Source organism: Pseudomonas sp. 32A (assembly GCF_052682255.1).
The window spans coordinates 6,968,993-6,987,872 of the sequence record NZ_JBQYLY010000001.1 but is presented as its reverse complement, the minus strand read 5'-3'; the positions used below and the strand labels follow the sequence as shown (position 1 = coordinate 6,987,872).

The following is an 18,880-nucleotide window of genomic DNA, read 5'->3' as shown; positions in this document are numbered from 1 at the left end:
TGAATATGATGAATGTGGACCTGCAACAACTTATCCAGGCATTGACCGCGCCCACCCGGTGCGACTTGGAGCGCTGCGCCGAACGGTGTGTCACGCGCGGCGGCAGCGAGGTCTTGGTGGAGGACCTGCTGTTGACGTTCCTGGAGTATCCCGAGGGTGTGCTGATGCGTGCGCTGCAGGATGCGGGTGTGGATGTCGGCGAACTGCATGCGGTGCTGCAACCCCGGACCGACCGGAGCGCCTCGCGTAATCCGGTGTTTTCACCCGGTTTGGTGCAGTGGTTGCAACAAGCATTACTGGTCGCCCATCTGGAGCTGGGGCGAAGCGAAGTGGAACACGGTGCCTTGTTGCTCGCCTTGTTGCGCAACCCGTTGCAGCACGCGGGTAGCCGTTATCAGGCGGTGTTGAGCAAGCTTGATGCACAGCGCGTGCTCGGTTTTCTTTTGAGCGAAAACCCTCGGACGCTTCCACCTGAAGGGGGCAGTTCATTGCTGGAGCGCTTTACCCATGATCTGACGCGCCAGGCTCGTGATGGAAAACTCGACCCCGTACTCTGTCGCGATAACGAAATCCGGCAAATGATCGATACCCTTGCGCGGCGGCGCAAGAACAACCCGATTCTGGTGGGCGAGGCGGGAGTCGGAAAAACCGCGATCGTCGAGGGTCTGGCCCTGAAAATCGTGAGCGCGCAAGTGCCAGAGGTGCTCAGGGACGTACGCCTGCTGACCCTGGATATGGGCTTGCTGCAAGCCGGTGCCAGTATCAAGGGCGAGTTCGAGCGCCGCTTGAAAGGCTTGATCGACGAGGTCAACGCATCGCTTCAACCGATCATCCTGTTTATCGACGAGGCCCACACCCTGGTTGGCGCAGGCGGCCAGGCCGGCAGTTCCGATGCTGCGAACCTGCTCAAGCCGGCTCTTGCTCGCGGTGAATTGCGTACCATCGCCGCCACGACCTGGTCCGAGTACAAGCAATACTTCGAGAAAGACTCTGCGTTGGCGCGGCGTTTCCAGCCGGTGCTGGTGCGCGAGCCGACAGTAGAGGAGGCGGTGACGATTTTACGTGGGTTGGCCCCGGTGTATGAGGCCAGTCACGGCGTCTACGTGCGGGATGATGCGGTGGTCGCCGCCGCACACCTGAGTGCTCGCTATCTGGCGGGCCGCCAGTTGCCTGACAAGGCCGTGGACGTATTGGACACCGCGTGTGCCCGGGTGCGCGTCAGTCTGGTCGCGGCTCCGGATGAACTGCAACGGTTGCGCGCCGAGCTGGCCGAGGGAATGCGTCAGCAGCTCGCTGTGCGCCGGGACGCCGACGCGGGGTTGGTTACCGATGAACCGGCATTGCAGCAACTCACACAGAGACTGGAAGAAGTGGAGGTCGCACAGTCAGAGCTTGAGCAACGCTGGACCCACCAACGCGACCTGGCGGAGAAGGTGATCTCGCTACGTCAGCAACGGGTCGAAGCCCGTAACAGCGGCGAAAACATTGAAGCCCTTGAACGGCTGCTTGCCGAAAACCATCAAGCATTGCAGGCGATACAACACGAACAGCGCCTGGCCAGCTTTGAAGTGTGCCCACGGTTGGTGGCGCAGGTGGTCAGTGCCTGGACCGGTATTCCGCTGGAGCAACTGGCCCGTGAGCACAGCGCGAAGGTCTTGAACTTTGCCGAGGATTTGCGCCGCCGCATCCTCGGTCAGGAGTGCGCCGTGCAGGCTCTGGATCGCTGCCTGCGCGCCGTCGCGGCCGGCGTGAACCAGCCGAATGCTCCCGTAGGTGTATTCCTGTTGGTGGGCCCCAGCGGCGTTGGCAAGACAGAAACGGCCCACGCCCTGGCTGACTTGTTATACGGCGGTGCGCGGTTTGTTACCACGATCAATATGTCTGAGTACCAGGAGAAACATTCCCTGTCCCGATTGATCGGAGCACCGCCCGGCTACGTCGGCTATGGAGAGGGCGGCGTACTGACGGAGGCCGTGCGACAGAAGCCCTACTCGGTGGTGCTGCTCGACGAGGTCGAGAAGGCCGACCCGGATGTCTTGAACCTGTTTTACCAAGTGTTCGACAAAGGCGTAGCCAATGACGGCGAAGGGCGTGAAATCGATTTTCGCAACACCCTGATCCTGATGACTTCCAATCTGGGCGGCCAACGTATCACTGAGCTTTGCGCCGACGGACAGCGACCGGATGTCGAGGTGCTGCACGCCGCTATTCGGCCGGTGCTGACTGCTCATTTCAAACCGGCATTGCTGGCCCGTATGCGCGTGGTTCCGTACTACCCGATAGCGGGCGTGGTGCTGCACCAACTGATCGAGAACAAACTTCAGCGTCTGGGGACGCGCCTGCTTCAGCGCAAGCTGGCGTTCAGTCACGCAGAGGAACTGGTCGAACACATGGCCGAGCGCTGTAGCCACGGTGAGAGTGGTGCGCGGTTTATCGATCAATGGATCGAGGCAAATCTGCTGCCGCAGGTGGTGGATCAATTGCTGGATGCTATGGCCGTTGGCAAGTCTCTGCAGTGTGTCCATGTCAGCCTTGATTCCAACAGCACTCTCCTCTGCGAGTTCAGCTGATGGCGGACAATCTGTTTACTCGGTTGCCAAACCCGCTGGATTACGCCGATGCCTTGCTGGGATGGTTTACCCGATTAGGTATCGATAGCGACGAATCGACATTGGCCGAGGACTTTGCAGCAGGCGCCGCACAGTTGAGCGGGTGTGAACTGAGCCAGTTGTACCTGCTCGATCAAACCACCGGCCGCCTGGATCTGGTTGCCCAGTACCTGCCGGGTGTGTTGCCGCCCGGTGACGTCGCGAACCCGGGAGCGGACTTCAAGAACGAGCAACTGTTGCAATACGTTCTGGAACAGAGCCGTGTACTCAGCCTTACTGAGCTGCGTAGCAGCCTGTATGACACAGGGTTTCTGCCGGCAGTCGCATCACCCTGGCAATCACTGCTGTGCGTGCCACTGCTTGGGCAGCATCCGCAGGTATGCGCGATGTTGTTGTGTGCCAGCCAGTACAGGACAGAACTGGCGGGCTACGGCGCCTCACTGGGCCAATTGGGCCGTTTTGCCGTGAGTCAGTTGGCCATGTTGCGTCGAATGCGCCGGGCTCCAAGTGCGTTGAAAGTGGCTCGCAGCACCCCGGGTGCCAGCGCCTATGGCTTGATAGGAAACAGCACCGCGATGGACGAGACGTGCCGCCTGATCGGCAAGGTGGTGCATAGCCCCTACACCGTATTGCTCCGGGGCGAGACCGGCACGGGTAAAGAAGTGGTCGCACGGGCCATTCATGCTGCCGGGCCGCGCAGCAACAAGGCATTTGTGGTGCAAAACTGCGCTGCGTTTCCCGAAGGCTTGCTCGAAAGTGAACTGTTCGGTTACCGCAAAGGCGCGTTCACCGGGGCCGAAAGAGATTACGCCGGTCTGTTTGACACCGCCCATGGCGGCACGCTGCTGCTCGACGAAATCGGTGACATGCCGCTGTCACTGCAAGCCAAATTACTGCGGGTGCTACAGGAAGGCGAAATTCGCCCGCTGGGTGCCAATACGGCCCATAAGGTCGATGTACGGATCCTCGCGGCGACTCACCGGGACCTCACCGGCATGGTGGCCGAAGGCAGCTTCCGCGAAGATCTTTATTACCGGTTGGCGCAGTTTCCCATCGAGTTGCCGGCGCTACGCCAACGGGACGGTGATGTGTTGCAACTGGCACGGCATTTCGCCGACAAGGCCTGCGCAATGCTGGGGCGGGCGCCGGTGGGCTGGTCGAGTGCGGCGCTGGATCATCTGTCCAGCCATAGCTTCCCCGGCAATGTGCGCGAACTCAAATGCATGGTGGAGCGGGCGGTGCTGCTATGCGACGACGAAGTCATCCTGCCCCCGCACTTGTCGCTGTCGTCAAGCCTGACTGCACCGGCTGTTGACGCGACGCTACGCCAGCGCATGGAGCGGGTCGAACGGGTTGTGCTGATCGACTGCCTGCGCAAAAACCGTGGCAATCGAACACGCACGGCCCGTGAGCTGGGACTCGCGCGGCGAACGCTGCAGTACCGTCTTGCACGTCTGGACATTCCCTTTGGCGACGTCAAGGGGGAGTGCTGAATGGCGCGCCCCTCAAATTCCGGGAGATATCTGATGCCTGTTAGTCAGTGGCAAGCCCTGGTGCTTGTGTTGTTTGTGCTGAGTGGCTGTAACACCAACCATGTCTTTGACGACGGCGACTACCGCCCGCTGGGTGACCCGCGGTCCATCGGTCGTGGCCAGTGAGCGCGGGGGAGTTTCACATGCAACTCGTGTTTGAGGTATGCCCCGCAGGGCAAGGAGGGGCTGCGCCGGGCCTGTGCAAAACCTTTAAAGGTGTTGGCGGCGTCATAGGTCGTGGGGCCGGTTGTGACTGGACCCTCCCGGATGCCAGTCGCCAGGTTTCCAGTCGCCACGCCGTGGTCAGTTATCGCGACGGCCGGTATTTCCTGGCGGACATCAGCAGTAACGGAACCCGCCTGGCAGGCAGCGACGATCGTCTGCGGGAGGGGCAGGAGTATCCGATAGAGGACGGCACGGTATTTCAGCTAGGGCCGTTGAATATTCGTGCGCGACTGCTCAGCCCGTCGACGGTGCCGGGTCCGGACGGATTACACACGCTGATTCCCGATGATGCATTTCTGGAGCTGGATCCGGTGCGCACACTGGCCAGCGAACTGCAGCTTCAGGACGCGTCGCAAGAGTTGGCCGCCCTGACCTTGGCCAGCCGCGAGGCATTGCAGTGGACGGACCACGCAGCGGCGGACAGGAATCATCTGACGGTTCCCGAACTTGTGGAGCCTGCGCCGAGGGTTGACCCGAGTTCGCCACCGCCACTTCCAAGTCAAGGCTCAGCGCCATTTTGGTCAGCATTTGCGCAGGCCCTGGGTATCGACCTGGACACCCTTGATGAGCCGGGAAGAGAGGTCCTGGCGATCAAGGCGGCGGCGTTGCTCAGGCAAATGACGCAAGGGTTGCAACAGAGCCTGAGTACCCGCAACGAGCTCAAACACGAGTTGAAACTCCCACTGACCCAGATCTCGCTCCAGAGTCCCGATCCGCTTAAAGACAGCGCCGACGCCAGCACGGCCTTGGGGTTGCTATTGGGGGCTGGGCAGCTGGGGCAGGTGTCTGCCGAGATGTTTGTCACACGCGCCTACCGCGACATGCAGGCCCACCAGGTGGCTTTGCTGGTGGCCTGCCGCGCGGCGGTACGCGGAACGTTGGCAGCCTTTGCACCGGGCCAGTTGCTCCTGTGTTTCGAACGTCAGGCGAAGCCTCCGTTGATTCCCCGGTGTGGCGGGCGCTGGCGTGCGTATCAGCGCCACTACCAGGCGCTGATCAAGAACGAGCACTTGAGCGAGGGCCTGCTGGGCAGCGACTTCAGCAAGGCCTACGAGGAGCAGATTCGTCTGATTTCAACCCTTCACCGTTATCCAGGATGATCTTCATGTCCCGAGTCACCGTTGCATTGTTGTGCGCTGTAATGGCGTTGCTGGGTGGTTGCTCTCTGTCGCCCTTTTCGAAGCTGACCAAGCTGGACCTGACACTGGCCGCCAGCGAGCGGGTCAACCCCGATCTCCATGGTCGCCCATCGCCGATCGTGGTGCACCTGATGGAGCTGCGACACCCCGTGGCTTTCGAGAACGCGGACTTTTTCAGCCTTTACGGCCATGCAGAGCACACCTTGCCCAAAGACCTGGTGAACCTCGAAGAGCTGGAGTTGCGACCGGGCGATCACTCCACGCTCAAGCTCAGCCTCGAGCCAGGCAGTCGCTATGTCGGTGTGCTGGCGGCCTACCGTGATTTACCCCACTCGCAATGGCGTTATGTGTTGCCGGTGACTGCGCAGCGATTGACGCGCGCCGAACTGGTCCTGGATCAGGCAGGGATTCGGTTGGTGAACCCGCAACCCGCCAAGGCGGGCGACTGACATGCGCAGCCAAAAAGTCATCTGGCAGGAAGGCATGCTGCTGCGCCCACAGCATTTTCAGCAAAACGATCGTTACCACGACCAGCAACTCAAGCGCCGCACCCAGTTGTTATGCCCCCACGGCTGGGGCTTCCTGGCCCTGGAAATCGATGTGCAATACCTCAACATGGGCAAGGTGGTTGTCAGTCAGGCCAGCGGCATATTGCCGGATGGCAGCCTGTTCGAACTGGGCGGGGCCATGGAATCGCTGGTGCTGGAGGTTCCGGTGAATACCGGAAAGCAGGCGATTTACCTGGCCTTGCCGCTGGCCACAAGTCACTGCGTTGAGGCCCGTCGACCCGAGCAGGTCGATGTACTGGCGCGCTACAAGACCCTCTCGGTAGACGTCAGCGACTCCAACGCCGGGGAAGATTCCTGTCGTCAGATAAATTGCGGACAGCTGGATTTTCGCCTGCTGCTGGGAGAGCAAGTCAGCGACCAGCACTACGTGAAGCTCAAGGTTGCCCAAGTACTCAGTTGCACCGAGGAGGGTGTCAGCCTGGATGCCGATTTTAGCCCGACCTTCATTCACCTTCAGGGCTCCAGTTACCTGCTGTCATGCCTCAAGGAGGTGATCAGCCTGCTTGCTTGCCGGGGGGATGCCATTGCCGAGCGGATCCGCGCCAATGGCACCGCTGCCGGCGCGGAGGTCGGTGACTTCCTGATGCTGCAACTGATCAACCGCACCGAACTGGTCTTGCGTCACTACCTGGGCCTGAGTCAGGTCAGCCCTGAAGCGCTGTATCGAACATTGCTGTCGATCCTGGGTGAGCTCGCGACGTTTGCCAGCGACAGCAAGCGTGCGCACTTCGAGGGGCATTACCGGCACAGTGACCAGAGCGCCAGCTTTCGTGGGTTGATGGAGCCGATTCGCCGCCTGCTGTCGATGGTGCTTGAACAGCATGCCATTGAGCTGGCGCTGCAGCCTCGCCAGTACGGGGTATTGGTGTGCCCGATAAGCGATCTCAACCTGTTGGGTTCCGCGACCTTCATTCTGGCCGCCAGCGCCCATTGTGACGCCGAGGAGCTGCGCCATCGGCTTCCAGCGCACCTCAAGATTGGGCCTGTGGAGCGGATTCGCGAGTTGGTCAACCTGCATCTGGCAGGCATCAAGGTCAAGCCGCTGCCGGTGGCTCCCCGGCAGATACCGTTTCATGCCGCAAAAACCTATTTCATGCTCGAACTCGGTGCCCGGGACATCGAGCAGTTGAAACAGTCGGGAGGTTTTGCCTTCCACGTCAGCGGCGAATTTGCCGAGCTGGAACTGAAATTCTGGGCCATCAGGAACTGAGACCATGGACAGGGAATACCCGCAGGATGAAAAAACCGTCCTGCTCGATCGACAGGGGCGTGGGCCGGCGCAGGGGCCGATAACCGACTTCGCATCGCCGCCGCGTTTCGAACAATTGGAAGACCGGATGATTTACGCCGCCCGCTTGCAGGGCGCGGAGCACTTCAACGTTGGCTTGAATACCCTGGTAGCACCTGCGTGGGCGTTGTTGTCCGAGGTGGTCCGGCTTAAGGGCAGCACCGCTCAGGAAAGCCTGCGCGCGCTCAACGAGCGGCTGTCAGCCGCGGTCACGCTGTTCGAGACGCGGGCCAGGCACGACGGAGCGCAGAGCAGTGAGGTGATGGCGGCGCGCTATGTGCTGTGCAGTGTGATCGATGAAGCCGTGGTCACCACCTCATGGGGTAGCCAAAGCGATTGGTCGAAGATGAGCCTGCTGAGCAGCTTTCACAACGAAACCTTCGGCGGCGAGAAGTTTTTCCAGCTGCTTGAGCGCATGTCGAGGGATCCCATCAAGCACCTGGCGATGCTGGAACTGATGTACCTGTGCCTGTCACTCGGGTTCGAGGGCAAGTACCGGGTGATGGAACGTGGGTTGCTGCAGCTTGAGCAGGTTCGGGACGCGCTGTATCGGCAGATCCGGCATGTGCGGGGCGATTCCCCTGCGGCATGCACGCCGCCGCCCAGGCCGGAGCAACGGCGCCAGAAACGGCTGAGGGTCGTGCCGGTCACCTGGGTTGCGGTGTTTGTCGTCGCCAGCCTGTTGACCCTGTATGCGGGGTTTGCCTGGGTACTGGGCCAGCAGCGCGAGACCGTGCTGCAACCGTATCAATTCGTGGCGCCGGATATTACCCGGACGCCCCTCTAACGCAGGGAGCAACACATGAACGCATTCTTCAGGAGCGCGGGCACCGTGCTGGGCAGAATTTGGGTTTGGAGCCTGTTGCTGGTGCTCGCGGTCGCGATGGTCGTGTGGTTCTTCGGGCCATTATTGGCCGTCGATGACTATCGATTCTGGCAAGCGGCGGCGGCGCGCTTGCTGACGATCAGCGGCCTGTTTTTGTTGTGGGGGCTGGCGATGGTCTACGCCAATTGGCGCCGCATGGCCCGGCCAGTATCCGTCGACGGTGCTGAGCCGCACCCACGCAAAGGGCTGGTTGAAAACGAGCAGCGGCACCTGCGCGGTCGATTCAAGGACGCTCTGCACACCCTGAAAAACTCCAGGATTTATGGCGAACGCAGCCCGCGTTGGCGCAATGCATTGCCGTGGTATTTACTGATCGGCAAAGAGGGCAGTGGCAAGTCCCGGATGTTGGCGGCCAGTGGATTGCAGTTGCTCAAGGTTCAGGGCGAGCCGATGGCGAAGGCGAGTGGCGGCACACGCGACTGTGAATGGCATTTCGCCGAAGACGGGGTGTTACTCGACACGGCTGGTCGCTACGTCACCCAGCCAGACAGCCAGGTGGATGGCGCGGGCTGGTCAACACTGTTGGGCCTGCTCAAGGCACGGCGCCGAACCGGCCCACTCAATGGTGTGGTGGTGGCGCTGTCGATGGAGACGTTGCTCCATGGCAATGAGCGTGATCTGGAGAATGAGGCGCGGGCCGTCCAGAGTCGGCTGCTGGAGATCCGGCAGACGTTGCATGTGGAGGTGCCGATCTATCTGGTGGTGACCCAGGCCGACCGGCTGCAGGGGTTTGCGGAGTTCTTCGACCGCCCGCTGGGAGAGGGCAGCGATGCGGTGCTTGGTGAATATGTCGCGCCCGGAAAAGACGGTATTGATGCTGGTCAGGTACGTCAGGCGTTTGAAGCGCTGCTTCAGCGCTTGAGCGGTGAACTGGTGCAGCGCCTGCATCAGGAGCGCAACAGCGACCTGCGCGGCCGGATGCTCGACTTTCCCCATCAGGCGGCCCGGATTGGCGAGCGTCTGAGCCTCTACATCGACGTTGCTTTCTGCGGCCCGCGTTATCAGCACACCAACGGCTTTCGTGGTTTCTACTTGACCAGCGCAGAAGGTGGTTCGCAACCCCTTGAATCTCGCCCGCACTTTATCCAGGGCCTGTTCAGTCGGGTGATTCTGGCACAGGCCGATCTGGCGGGCCTCGATGGCGAGGAGCAGCGTCGAATCCGCTGGCGCCAGGGTGTGCTGGCCCTCAGCGCGTTAGTGGTCGTCGGGGCGGCGGGCCTGCTTTGGACCCATAGCTACTCGTTCAATCATCAACGCCTGGAGCAACTTCAGGACCTGGCGCGACGGCCCGCGCCCGTACAGCCCGGATCGGACGCTACCCTGGCCCTTCTGCCGCTGCTCGATAGCCGCCTGGCGGCCACACGGGTTTTCCCTGTGCAAGGCGAAGCCAGACTGGTTGAACGGGCTGGGTTGTATCAAGGCGCTATCAGCCGCCCTGTGCTGGAACAGGCCTATCAGCAAGCCTTGGGTCAACTGCTGCTGCCCCAGGTCGGCGAGATGTTGCAAGAACAGGTTCGCGGCAGCCTGGAGGATCGCGAGCGGCTGTTGGACAACCTCCGGGCGTACCTGATGCTCAACCTGCGGGAGCGTCGAGACGTCGGCTGGCTGCGCGAGCGGGTGGCGGGGCACTGGTCTGTGCGTTTTGCTGGCCAGCCCTCCGTGCAGCGTCGGTTGAATGAACACTTCGCGCGCTTGCTTGAACAGCCGTTCGTACACCCGCTTGACACCGAATTGGTGGCCCACGCGCGCCACGTGTTGCGGGGCGAATCACTGGTCGATGTGGTGCACCGCGTGCTGCGTGAACAGGCCCGCGGCCTTGAGCCGTTGCACCTTGCACACGGGCTGGTGTTTGACGGTGGCGACCAGCCCATTCCGGGTTTTTATACACGCAAGTACCTGCGGTATTTCGAGTCCCAGGGCGCGCGTCTGGTGAACACCATCGTCCAGGACAACTGGGTGCTGGGGGAGGGAGCCGACCTGAGTGCGATGGACTTGCGGCGATTGATGATGGAACTTGAGCAACGCTACTTCAGCGAGTATGCCGAGGCTTGGAGCGAGGCGATTGGACGGATTCGCCTGCGCGAGATTGACAATTCCAGGCAGGGCGCCGAGCAACTCGCCAGCCTCACGTCAGCCCAGTCTCCATTGGTGCAGCTGTTACAACAGGTTCGTGACAACACGCGCTTGCCATCGGTCAACGAGCGCCTGGATGAGTTGGCAGCCAAACTGCCAGTCCCTGGGACAGAGCTGTTGCAGGTTGCGCAGACTGCAGTCGTCGACGTCGGGGGCGGATTGGCCGACACATTGCCCGACATGGCACGGCGCGCCATGCAACGCCGCTTCGAGCCCTTGCACCAGTTGCTGGACAGCCACGAGAACCCAGGTACCGAGTTGACCCAGGTGCTGCAGGCACTCAATGACTTGCACCTGCAATTGGCGACCTTGAATCGCGAAGGTTCGCCCGAGCCGGTCGCCTTCGATATGGCAAAGCGTCGGACCCAGGGCCAGCAGGATGCGCTGAGTCACCTGCGTAACGTTGCCGCCCGTTTGCCGTTGCCGCTGGCGGGTTGGTTCGAAAGCCTGGCCGACGAGCACTGGCGCCGCCTGCTCGACCAAGCCTATCGCCATGTGAACCAGCGTTATCAGAGTGAGGTATATGGTGTTTACGCCAAGGCGATCAAGCAACGTTATCCGTTCAATGCCCACGCCAGCAGCGACGTCTCCCTCGATGATTTTCAGGAGTTCTTCAAACCGGGAGGGATAATGGCGCGATTTTTTGACAGCTATCTAAAGCCTTTTGTCAGCGCCGATGCCGGTCGCTACAGGCTGCGCAGCCTGGATGGGCGCAGCTTGCCGATGTCCCGGGCGTTCCTCGACCAGCAAGCGAAGGCACAGGTGATCAGGCGCGGTTTTTTTGCGGATGAACCGGGTGGCTTGCAGGTTCGCTTCACCGTCGCGCCCTACAGTTTGGACCCTTCGGTAAGTCGCGCGGTCTTGCGTCTGGGCGGCCAGCAGATGGAGTACCGGCATGGGCCGATTGTCCCGATGGCGATGCAGTGGCCAGCCGAGGCTGAAAATGGTCGCAGCAGCCTGGTGCTGGAACGGGGCAGCGAGCGGGCGTTGGGGCTCGAAAAAAATACCGGGGCCTGGTCCCTGTTCCGCTTGTTTGACCTGATGCAAAGCGAGCCCTCCAGCGGGCAGGATGTCCTGATCCTCAAGGCTGACCTGGCAGGCTTGCGCGCCAACTACCTGCTGACCAGCCGGCGCGCGCCCAATCCGTTTCAGATCGCGCAGTGGCGTACCTTTCGCCTTCCGGAGCAACTGTGAACCGAGGTCAGGATCGCTGGCGCAGCGCCGGCCGTACGGACCGTGGCAAGCTCAGGTCGCGCAACGAGGATGCCTTTCTCGATTGTCCCCGGCGGGGTTGCTGGGCCGTGGCAGACGGGATGGGCGGGCACCAGGCAGGGGATGTCGCCAGCCAACTGGTGGTTGATAGCCTGGCGTTATTGCCAGGCCGGGGGAGCCTCGACGAACGGGTCGAGGCGACCCGCCGTTGCCTGCAATGGCTCAATCGGCGGTTGGGTGAAGAGTTGACGGTCAGCGCCCAGGGTGGTGATTGCACCATGGGGAGCACGGTCGTGGCGTTGCTGCTTCAGGGCGATCGCGCTGCCTGTGTCTGGGCGGGTGACAGTCGTTGTTATCTGTGGCGAGCGCAGACGTTGTACCAGCTGTCGCGAGATCATTCGCTGTTCGAGCAGTTGATTGACCAGCGGGTGAGCCTGGAGCGGGCCAGGGCGCACCCCGATGCGCGGGCGCTGACCCGCGCCATCGGCTCGCGGGAACCATTGAGGCCGCAGGTATTGGAACTCGGGACGTTGTCAGGGGATGTCTTTCTGCTGTGCAGTGATGGCCTGTATCAGGCGCTCAGCCATGGCGAGTTGGGGCAGGCGCTGAGCCTGGGAAATCCTCAGCGGATTCTGGACCAACTGTTCGCAGGCGTATTGCGCGGTGCCGCCCGCGACAACCTGACCGCTGTGGTGGTGCAGTCATGAACGATAATCCTGGGCTTGAGGTTGCGCCCAGTCGCCCGTTGACCCACTTTGCTTTTGCCCGGGCGCAGGGCAATCCACAGCGCGACGGGATACCTGCGTTGCTGGCCGGGCGGTACCTGATCGAACGAGTGCTGGGCGCTGGCGGCATGGGGGTGGTCTACCGCGCCCGGGATCTGCTGCACGAACAGTTTGGTGAGTCGCGCTCCAGTGTGGCGATCAAGGTGCTGGGTGAAGCCATTCGTGAGTGTGCAGACGCCCACGTGCTGCTCTACAGCGAGTTTGCCCTGACGCGCAGCCTGCGACATGCGCAGGTGGTGCGGGTGTTTTCGTTTGAAGTGGACGCCCCCTGCCAGATTGCTTTCTTCACCATGGAACTGCTTCAGGGCATGACCCTGGATCGGCTGCTGCTGGAGCGCCCCGGCGGTTTGCCCTGGCGCGAGTGGCAAGGCATCGCCGTGCAATTGCTCGATGCGTTGCGCCATAGCCATCAGCGGGGCGTGCTGCACGGGGATGTGAAACCCGGCAATGTAATGGTAGGAGAGGGCGGGCTGCGTTTGTTTGATTTCGGTCTGGGTCAGGCTTGCGGACCGGACTCGGCGGGGCCGCCAGGCTTGAGTCGCAGTCGTTTCAACGCTTGGACGCCAGCATACGCCGCGCCGGAGTTGCTGGCCGGCGCAGCCCTGTCGGCCAGTGCCGACCTGTATGCAGTGGCCTGTGTCCTTTACGAATTGGCCCAAGGCCGGCGCCACTCCAGTGACAGACCGGTCCGCCCCAGGCAACTGCCTCGCCATTGCTGGCGAGCGTTACGCACGGCGTTGGCGGTCGACCCACAGTGCAGGGCGATCACCCCTGAAGAATTGCATGAAGCGCTCAGCGATCCCCGCCAGTGTGTTAGCCGCTGGTTCTATTGGGGCAAGTCATGCAACTGAGAATATTCCGCCCAGCTCAGGCCTGCCATCTGCGCCACTTCCTTGTGCACTTCAAGGCGCTGTGCCTCGAATTCCGCGGATGAATGCGCCGTCAGTTTCAGCGTCAGCTCCCACGCAAACAGGCCCTGTCGCTCGGCTTCTGCCTCGAAGGCTTCATGCAGGCGTTCGGCGCGGTACTGCTCCATGGTTTCCCCCTTGGCCTGGGCCGCCAGGGGGTTCAACGTATTCAGTTCTGCGGCCAGGGCCGGGTGTTCGTTCAGGAATCGGTCCAGGGCTAGCTGGTGGTTTTCGCCGGGTTGGGACAAAGGTTTACTCCACGGTAAGAGAGACGACTGGTCAGACCCGGCAGTGCGCAGGCCATGAGGGAACGTCGCTTTTTACGACAACAAGGGCGCCGAAGGATGGGCCAACCCGAGCCAATCGACAAGCATCAGGCCCCTACGCTGATTCTGAATAATTGCGCCAGTGGCAGCAAAAGTCTTTCGCTCCCGGTAGCAGGACGTGTAGCGTTAACCCGGCGATAAAGGCTACAGCCAGGTGTTATGTTGCGACCCTGGCATCAGGGACCGAGGGCGATGTACAGAGGGACAGGTGATGGCGCAAACGCTGTTCAAGCTTTTCTTCACCCAGCGGCTGGCGGCCTTGGCCAGCACCGAGTCGTTGCGGGCCATACGTGAGGGGTTGTTGTGGATCCTGCCATGCCTGCTGGTGTCGGCCGGGTTCCTGATCCTATCTGAATGCGCTCGTGTGCTGGGTTTCGACCCTCAGGTGGTGGCCTTGCTCGCGGGGCTGCACAACCAGATCAGCTCGGTGATCCCGCTGCTGGTGGCCGCCTCCATCGGTTACATGCTTGCGATCCAGCACCGCCTGCCGCAGCTGCCGGTGGCGTTCCTGTGCCTGGCCCATGTGGTGATCGCCACGTTTGTGCTGCGGGATTTTCCCCGCGCTTCGGCGACCTTCGTTTTATTCATCGCCATCGCCTCACCGTTGATCAATGTGCCCGCCATCGCCTGGCTGCATCGGCGGCGCTGGACCCGGTTGATCAACGAAGACCTGGTGGGGCACAACCTCAAGGGCACCCTCAATATGGTGGTGCCGGGTGCGATCACCGCGCTCGGGCTGGTGCTCCTGCTGTCGCTGCTGTTGCAGATTCCGCAGGTGGCGCAGCTTCAGGGGCCGCAGGTGCTCGATGCACTGGAAACGCCCTATGGCAGCGGCTTGTTTGTCACCCTGATGAATTCGCTGCTGTGGTTTTTCGGGATCCATGGTGTTTACGCCATGCAGCCGTTATTTGATGTGCTGGATCAGGCGGTCGCGCTCAATAACGCGGCGCTGGCGGCGGGCGAGCCGATTAAATATCTACTGAACGGCGGCTTGCTGGGCAGCTTCGCGTTTATCGGCGGTTCGGGTGGTGCATTGTGCCTGTTGCTGGCGATCCTGCTGTTTTCCAGGAGCCGGTCGATGCGATTGGTGGCGATGGCCAGCCTGCCGCTGTCGTTGTTCAATGTCAGTGAGGTTTTGTTGTTTGGCTTGCCGATCATCCTCAACCCGCGCCTGTTCATTCCCTTTCTGGTGGTGCCGGCATTCAACGCGATGCTGGCGCTGATGGTGGTGCAGATTGGCTGGGTGTCGCCTGCGGTGGTGAGCGTGCCGTTTACCGCGCCGGTATTGCTCAACGCCTATTTGAGCACCCACGGCGACCTCGCGGCGGTGGTGCTGCAGGCGGTGTTGCTGGGGGTTGGCATGCTGATTTATGCACCCTATGTACGGGCGATCAATCGCCAGGCCACGGAAGGCGGCACGGTGTATTTGAAGTCGCTGGACATGACCTTTCGCGGCCTGGAAGAAAAGGGCCGCTTGCTGGAGCTGGACCCGGTAATGGCTTCCCACAAGGCCCAGGCGCGCCAGGTCAGCGAGTTGAGCCATATCCAGCAGATCAGCGACTATGAGTTTTACCTTGAATTCCAACCGCAGATTTCTACCCTGACCGGGCTATGCACCGGTTGCGAAGCGTTGATGCGCGCACGGGATGCCGAGGGCACGGTGCATTCGCCCTGGGAGTTCCTGCAATGGCTGGCCAATGCCAGGTTGATGCCGGATGTGGATGTGTGGGTGGCGTCCCAGGCTGTGCGCCAATACCAGAAGTGGCTGAAGGTCGGTTTCAGGTTACCGATGACAATCAATATCTCCAGCGCCACACTGACCACCCCGGCCTTTGGTGACCGGCTGGTGGAGATCCTGGCCCAGGCCCATGGGCAGGTGTCGGTGGAGATCACCGAGGATGCGTTGGTGGGGGATATCAAGGGCACCCGGCAGATGATCGAGAAACTGCAGGCGATTGGCGCCAAGGTGTACATCGACGATTTCGGCACCGGGTTTTCGGCGCTGAGTTATCTGCATCAGTTTCCGGTGGATTTCATCAAGATCGATCGCAGTTTTGTGGTGGCCCAACATGATCCCAAAGGCGCCCAGGTGCTGACCGGGATGCTGAGGTTCTGTGAGGCCTTGAACCTCGGGGTGGTGGTCGAGGGCGTGGAGACCGCCGAGCAGCTGGCGTTTTTGCAGTCGGGCTCGGAGTTGATTATCCAGGGCTGGTATTTCAGCAAGGCGCTGCCGGGAGATGAACTGGAGCGGTTCGTGCGCGGGCGTTATGCCCAGATGCAACCTAACGCTCCAGAACCCCTCTGAAGGTTGCACTCAAGGCCCGTAATGTCTCACGGGAGCGGCCATCGCTGATCCGGCTATGCAGTACGATTTCACTGACAGGCAACGCCGGTAATCCGTACTGTTCACTTACGTCTACCGCGCCCGCCGGAGCAACCCGCCGAGCCAGCGCCGCTACGCCCAGGCCGGCGCTGACGGCCGCACCGACGGCCATCACGCCGCCGCCCACGAACACTTCGGTCCAGTCAATCCGCGCCTCATCCAGCGCCCGCACCGCCAGTTGTCGCACGCCGCAGGGCGAGGCCATGGTTGCCATGCGCAGCGGCGTGCCGGGCGTGTGTTGCCAGGTCGGCGCGGCGAACCATCCAAAGCGCTCCACCACCAATACCTCACCGTCCTGGCGGTCGCCTTCGTTGCGCACGATCACCGCGTCCAGTTCGTTGCGGTCGAACGCCGCCACCAAGTCCCGGGACGAGGCAATCCGCACCTCCAGAATCACCAGTGGGTCATACGCTGCCAGACGGCTGAGCCACAGTGGCAGGTCGGGCCCGGCCACATGGTCGCTGATGCCGATCACCAGCCTTCGTGGTGCGCCATTGCCCATGTCACCCAACGCCCGTTCGTGGGCATTGAGCAGCGCGCGGGCGGCGACAATGAACTGTTCACCCTGGGGCGACAGCCGCACATGCCGTGGCGTGCGCACCAGCAGGCGGTAGCCGAGGCGCTCTTCCAGGCGTTTGAGCTTGAGGCTGATGGCCGCTTGTGAGGTGTCCAGTGCCTGGGCTGCACGGGTGAAACTGGCGAAGTCGGCCACCAGTACAAAGGCGTGCACGGTGTCGATATCCAGCGGCTTGAGGGTGTCGGTCATTTCAGTTCCTTATCACACCTATATCGGGTGATATCTTGCTGAAATCATGGGCCCGACACAAGCTGGACACTCATCTGAACAGGAGCGCCATGATGTTTGCCAAACAGTATTCACACCGCTTGCCAGCTGATTACGACATGGGTGTCATCCGCGAGCGCGCCGCCCGGTTGGGGCCGCAGTGGGATCACACCGAGGGTTTGCTGTTCAAGGCGTTTATCGCTCAGGAACGGGGACAGGGGCCGGGCGTGGGCAACCTCTATTCGTCGGTTTATCTGTGGTCGGATCCTTTGCAGGCCGCGGATTTTTTACTCGGCGAGCGCTTTCAGAAGGTCCTCGACAGTTTTGGCCGGCCGCACATTGAGTCCTGGTTACCGCTGGATGTGCAGCGAGGTCCGGCGCAAAACGCCTTGAGCCTGTACCGGGAAGAGTGGGCGCTGGAGCCAAGTGCGGACCGTGGGCAAATCCTGGCAACCGAAAAAGCCCGCAATCAGCAGATTGCAGACAGCAGCGATAACTTTGCGGTGTTTCTGGCGCTGGATGTGCAGGCGTGGACGCTGGTGCGGATTACCTTGTCGGGCAAGGCGCTGGATGTGAACCATCCGGGCAACGGCTACGAGGTGTTCTACCTGGCGCGGCCCGGGGTGTGAATGCCGGTCGCCGCCGATCTGACGGCGGCGACCGGCTTCCTGTGTGCGGATCGTTGTAAGATATTGAACTATCTTCGCCAGAGCGATTTGTCATGCAGGCCACCCGGTTGACCCTGATTTCCCACGCCAGCACCCGCGCCCAGAAACGCGCACGCTTTGCGCTGGATGAGTCGGTGGAGATGGACTGGCAGCAAGCGGCGTTGTCCCAGGCGCAGCGTTTCAAACGTGCGCCCCTTGTGCTGTGCGGCCCGGAGGCGCGAACCCGGCAGACAGCGACCCTGTTTGCCGCCGATGCTTCAGTTGAAACAGCCCTGCGCGATTGTGATTTCGGCCGCTGGAATGGGCTGGCGATCGATGAGGTTCAACAGGCCGAACCCGAAGCGCTCCAGGCCTGGTTGACCGACAGCGCCTCGGCACCCCACGGCGGCGAATCGGTGGTGCAGTTGTGTGAGCGGGTCGGGCAGTGGTTGCAGTCCCTCGAGCAAACGCCGGGGCATGTGCTGGCGGTGACTCACCCGTTCGTTATCCGCGCGGCGCTGCTGCACGTCATGCAATCCGCGCCCTCGATGTTCAACCTGATCGACGTGGAGCCGCTGTCATCCACTGAGCTGCGGTTCAACGGCCATTGGCGCCTGCGCCTGGAAACTCACGCCTGACGCCCCGAACATGGCAAAATCCGCTCCCCGCACCGAGAACACCCATGAAGACTTTCCCATGAAACGCATCCTGATCATCGGCATTGGCGCCGGCAACCCCGACTACATCACGATGCAGGCGGTCAAGGCGCTCAACCGCACCGACGTGTTTTTCCTGATGGACAAGGGCCAGAGCAAGGACAAGCTGATCGACCTGCGCCGGGAAATCTGCGAGACCTACATCACCGATCACGCCTACCGCTTTGTCGAGGCCGATTGCCCCGAGCGGGTGCGTGGCGATATCGATTACACCACCGCCGTAAAAGATCTGAACCGCGACAAGCAGCAGACCTTCGAGCGGATGATCAATGAAGAAATGGCCGATGGCGAAGTCGGTGCATTCCTGGCCTGGGGCGACCCGGCGCTGTACGACAGCACCATCCGTATCCTGCAGGCGATTCTGGCCAGCGGCAGCTGTGAGTTCGAGTTTGAAGTGATCCCCGGGATCACCAGCGTCCAGGCCTTGGCGGCCCAGCATAAAGTGCCGTTGAACCGGATTGGCCGCTCCATTGAAATCACCACCGGGCGCCGGTTGGCGGCGGGGCAGGCGAGTGATGCCGACACCCTGGTTGTCATGCTCGACGCCGAAGATTCCTATCGCACCGTGGCCGACCAGGACCTGGATATCTACTGGGGCGCCTACCTGGGCACACCGGACGAAATCCTGATCAGCGGCAAGGTGGCCGAGGTGGCCGAAGAGATTGAACGTGTGCGCAAGGCGGCGCGCCAGGCCAATGGCTGGATCATGGATACCTATTTGTTGCGCAAACCCTGAAG

General features: G+C 61.7%; 16 protein-coding genes. 14 read left to right on the top strand and 2 right to left on the bottom strand.

Annotated elements, in window-relative coordinates:
• The first annotated feature begins 5 nt into the window (after positions 1-5).
• From tssH to ACUN0G_RS31830, 10 genes are read left to right on the top strand one after another with little or no spacing between them, the layout of a single operon-like run.
• Complete coding sequence (tssH, locus tag ACUN0G_RS31875) at positions 6-2,570, top strand: type VI secretion system ATPase TssH (RefSeq protein ID WP_445575623.1); 2,565 nt, start codon at positions 6-8, stop codon at positions 2,568-2,570.
• Complete coding sequence (locus ACUN0G_RS31870) at positions 2,570-4,102, top strand: sigma-54 interaction domain-containing protein (protein WP_445575338.1); 1,533 nt, start codon at positions 2,570-2,572, stop codon at positions 4,100-4,102. The genes tssH and ACUN0G_RS31870 overlap by 1 nt, the downstream gene beginning before the upstream one ends.
• Positions 4,103-4,135: 33 nt before the next feature.
• Complete coding sequence (locus ACUN0G_RS31865; RefSeq protein WP_258345104.1) at positions 4,136-4,267, top strand: type VI secretion protein TagU; 132 nt, start codon at positions 4,136-4,138, stop codon at positions 4,265-4,267.
• 17 nt (positions 4,268-4,284) lie between these two features.
• Positions 4,285-5,466: a type VI secretion system-associated FHA domain protein TagH gene (gene tagH, locus ACUN0G_RS31860; RefSeq protein ID WP_445575337.1), complete on the top strand. Its 1,182-nt coding sequence runs from the start codon at positions 4,285-4,287 to the stop codon at positions 5,464-5,466.
• Positions 5,467-5,471: 5 nt separating this feature from the next.
• Positions 5,472-5,954, top strand: a complete 483-nt coding sequence (gene tssJ, locus ACUN0G_RS31855) for a type VI secretion system lipoprotein TssJ (RefSeq protein WP_445575336.1) — start codon at positions 5,472-5,474, stop codon at positions 5,952-5,954.
• Between the two features lies 1 nt (position 5,955).
• Positions 5,956-7,284, top strand: a complete 1,329-nt coding sequence (gene tssK, locus ACUN0G_RS31850) for a type VI secretion system baseplate subunit TssK (RefSeq protein WP_445575335.1) — start codon at positions 5,956-5,958, stop codon at positions 7,282-7,284.
• A 4-nt stretch (positions 7,285-7,288) separates the two neighbouring features.
• Positions 7,289-8,149 (top strand): type IVB secretion system protein IcmH/DotU, encoded by an 861-nt coding sequence (gene icmH / locus ACUN0G_RS31845; protein ID WP_445575334.1) that lies wholly within the window; start codon positions 7,289-7,291, stop codon positions 8,147-8,149.
• Positions 8,150-8,164: 15 nt separating this feature from the next.
• Positions 8,165-11,575, top strand: coding sequence for a type VI secretion system membrane subunit TssM (tssM, locus tag ACUN0G_RS31840; RefSeq protein ID WP_445575333.1), 3,411 nt, complete (start codon positions 8,165-8,167; stop codon positions 11,573-11,575).
• A complete protein-coding gene (locus ACUN0G_RS31835; RefSeq protein WP_445575332.1) occupies positions 11,572-12,300 on the top strand; it encodes a PP2C family protein-serine/threonine phosphatase in 729 nt (242 codons plus the stop codon). Before tssM ends, ACUN0G_RS31835 begins: the two co-directional genes overlap by 4 nt.
• Positions 12,297-13,229, top strand: coding sequence for a serine/threonine-protein kinase (locus ACUN0G_RS31830; RefSeq protein ID WP_445575331.1), 933 nt, complete (start codon positions 12,297-12,299; stop codon positions 13,227-13,229). The genes ACUN0G_RS31835 and ACUN0G_RS31830 overlap by 4 nt, the downstream gene beginning before the upstream one ends.
• Here ACUN0G_RS31830 and ACUN0G_RS31825 read toward each other — a convergent pair.
• The gene (locus tag ACUN0G_RS31825) at positions 13,205-13,534 is read right to left on the bottom strand and encodes a DUF6388 family protein (RefSeq protein ID WP_421552570.1); all 330 of its coding nucleotides are present in this window, start codon (positions 13,532-13,534) and stop codon (positions 13,205-13,207) included. The two genes, ACUN0G_RS31830 and ACUN0G_RS31825, sit on opposite strands and share 25 nt — an antisense overlap.
• A 289-nt stretch (positions 13,535-13,823) precedes the next feature.
• On the opposite strand from ACUN0G_RS31825, the gene ACUN0G_RS31820 reads away from it, so the two are divergent.
• Positions 13,824-15,917, top strand: coding sequence for an EAL domain-containing protein (locus ACUN0G_RS31820; protein ID WP_445575330.1), 2,094 nt, complete (start codon positions 13,824-13,826; stop codon positions 15,915-15,917).
• On the opposite strand, the gene ACUN0G_RS31815 is transcribed toward ACUN0G_RS31820, so the two are convergent.
• Complete coding sequence (locus ACUN0G_RS31815; RefSeq protein ID WP_445575329.1) at positions 15,895-16,761, bottom strand: LysR family transcriptional regulator; 867 nt, start codon at positions 16,759-16,761, stop codon at positions 15,895-15,897. The two genes, ACUN0G_RS31820 and ACUN0G_RS31815, sit on opposite strands and share 23 nt — an antisense overlap.
• 92 nt (positions 16,762-16,853) lie before the next feature.
• Between ACUN0G_RS31815 and ACUN0G_RS31810 the strand changes: the two genes are divergently transcribed.
• The 3 genes from ACUN0G_RS31810 to cobF all read left to right on the top strand — a co-directional run bounded on the left by ACUN0G_RS31810 (position 16,854) and on the right by cobF (position 18,878).
• Positions 16,854-17,408 carry a DUF4865 family protein gene (locus tag ACUN0G_RS31810; RefSeq protein ID WP_445575622.1) on the top strand — a complete coding sequence of 185 codons (555 nt, stop codon included), beginning with the start codon at positions 16,854-16,856 and terminating at the stop codon, positions 17,406-17,408.
• A gap of 92 nt (positions 17,409-17,500) precedes the next feature.
• Positions 17,501-18,064, top strand: coding sequence for a histidine phosphatase family protein (locus ACUN0G_RS31805; protein WP_445575328.1), 564 nt, complete (start codon positions 17,501-17,503; stop codon positions 18,062-18,064).
• Between the two features lie 58 nt (positions 18,065-18,122).
• Positions 18,123-18,878 (top strand): precorrin-6A synthase (deacetylating), encoded by a 756-nt coding sequence (cobF, locus tag ACUN0G_RS31800; protein ID WP_003208076.1) that lies wholly within the window; start codon positions 18,123-18,125, stop codon positions 18,876-18,878.
• Positions 18,879-18,880: the final 2 nt, after the last annotated feature.

Bases quoted from the DNA above. Each gene is read 5' to 3' on its own strand.
- tssH (WP_445575623.1), top strand. From the start codon at position 6: ATGATGAATGTGGACCTGCAACAACTTATCCAGGCATTGACCGCGCCC.
- ACUN0G_RS31870 (WP_445575338.1), top strand. From the start codon at position 2,570: ATGGCGGACAATCTGTTTACTCGGTTGCCAAACCCGCTGGATTACGCC.
- ACUN0G_RS31865 (WP_258345104.1), top strand. From the start codon at position 4,136: ATGCCTGTTAGTCAGTGGCAAGCCCTGGTGCTTGTGTTGTTTGTGCTG.
- tagH (WP_445575337.1), top strand. From the start codon at position 4,285: ATGCAACTCGTGTTTGAGGTATGCCCCGCAGGGCAAGGAGGGGCTGCG.
- tssJ (WP_445575336.1), top strand. From the start codon at position 5,472: ATGTCCCGAGTCACCGTTGCATTGTTGTGCGCTGTAATGGCGTTGCTG.
- tssK (WP_445575335.1), top strand. From the start codon at position 5,956: ATGCGCAGCCAAAAAGTCATCTGGCAGGAAGGCATGCTGCTGCGCCCA.
- icmH (WP_445575334.1), top strand. From the start codon at position 7,289: ATGGACAGGGAATACCCGCAGGATGAAAAAACCGTCCTGCTCGATCGA.
- tssM (WP_445575333.1), top strand. From the start codon at position 8,165: ATGAACGCATTCTTCAGGAGCGCGGGCACCGTGCTGGGCAGAATTTGG.
- ACUN0G_RS31830 (WP_445575331.1), top strand. From the start codon at position 12,297: ATGAACGATAATCCTGGGCTTGAGGTTGCGCCCAGTCGCCCGTTGACC.
- ACUN0G_RS31820 (WP_445575330.1), top strand. From the start codon at position 13,824: ATGGCGCAAACGCTGTTCAAGCTTTTCTTCACCCAGCGGCTGGCGGCC.
- ACUN0G_RS31815 (WP_445575329.1), bottom strand. From the start codon at position 16,761: ATGACCGACACCCTCAAGCCGCTGGATATCGACACCGTGCACGCCTTT.
- ACUN0G_RS31810 (WP_445575622.1), top strand. From the start codon at position 16,854: ATGTTTGCCAAACAGTATTCACACCGCTTGCCAGCTGATTACGACATG.
- ACUN0G_RS31805 (WP_445575328.1), top strand. From the start codon at position 17,501: ATGCAGGCCACCCGGTTGACCCTGATTTCCCACGCCAGCACCCGCGCC.
- cobF (WP_003208076.1), top strand. From the start codon at position 18,123: ATGAAACGCATCCTGATCATCGGCATTGGCGCCGGCAACCCCGACTAC.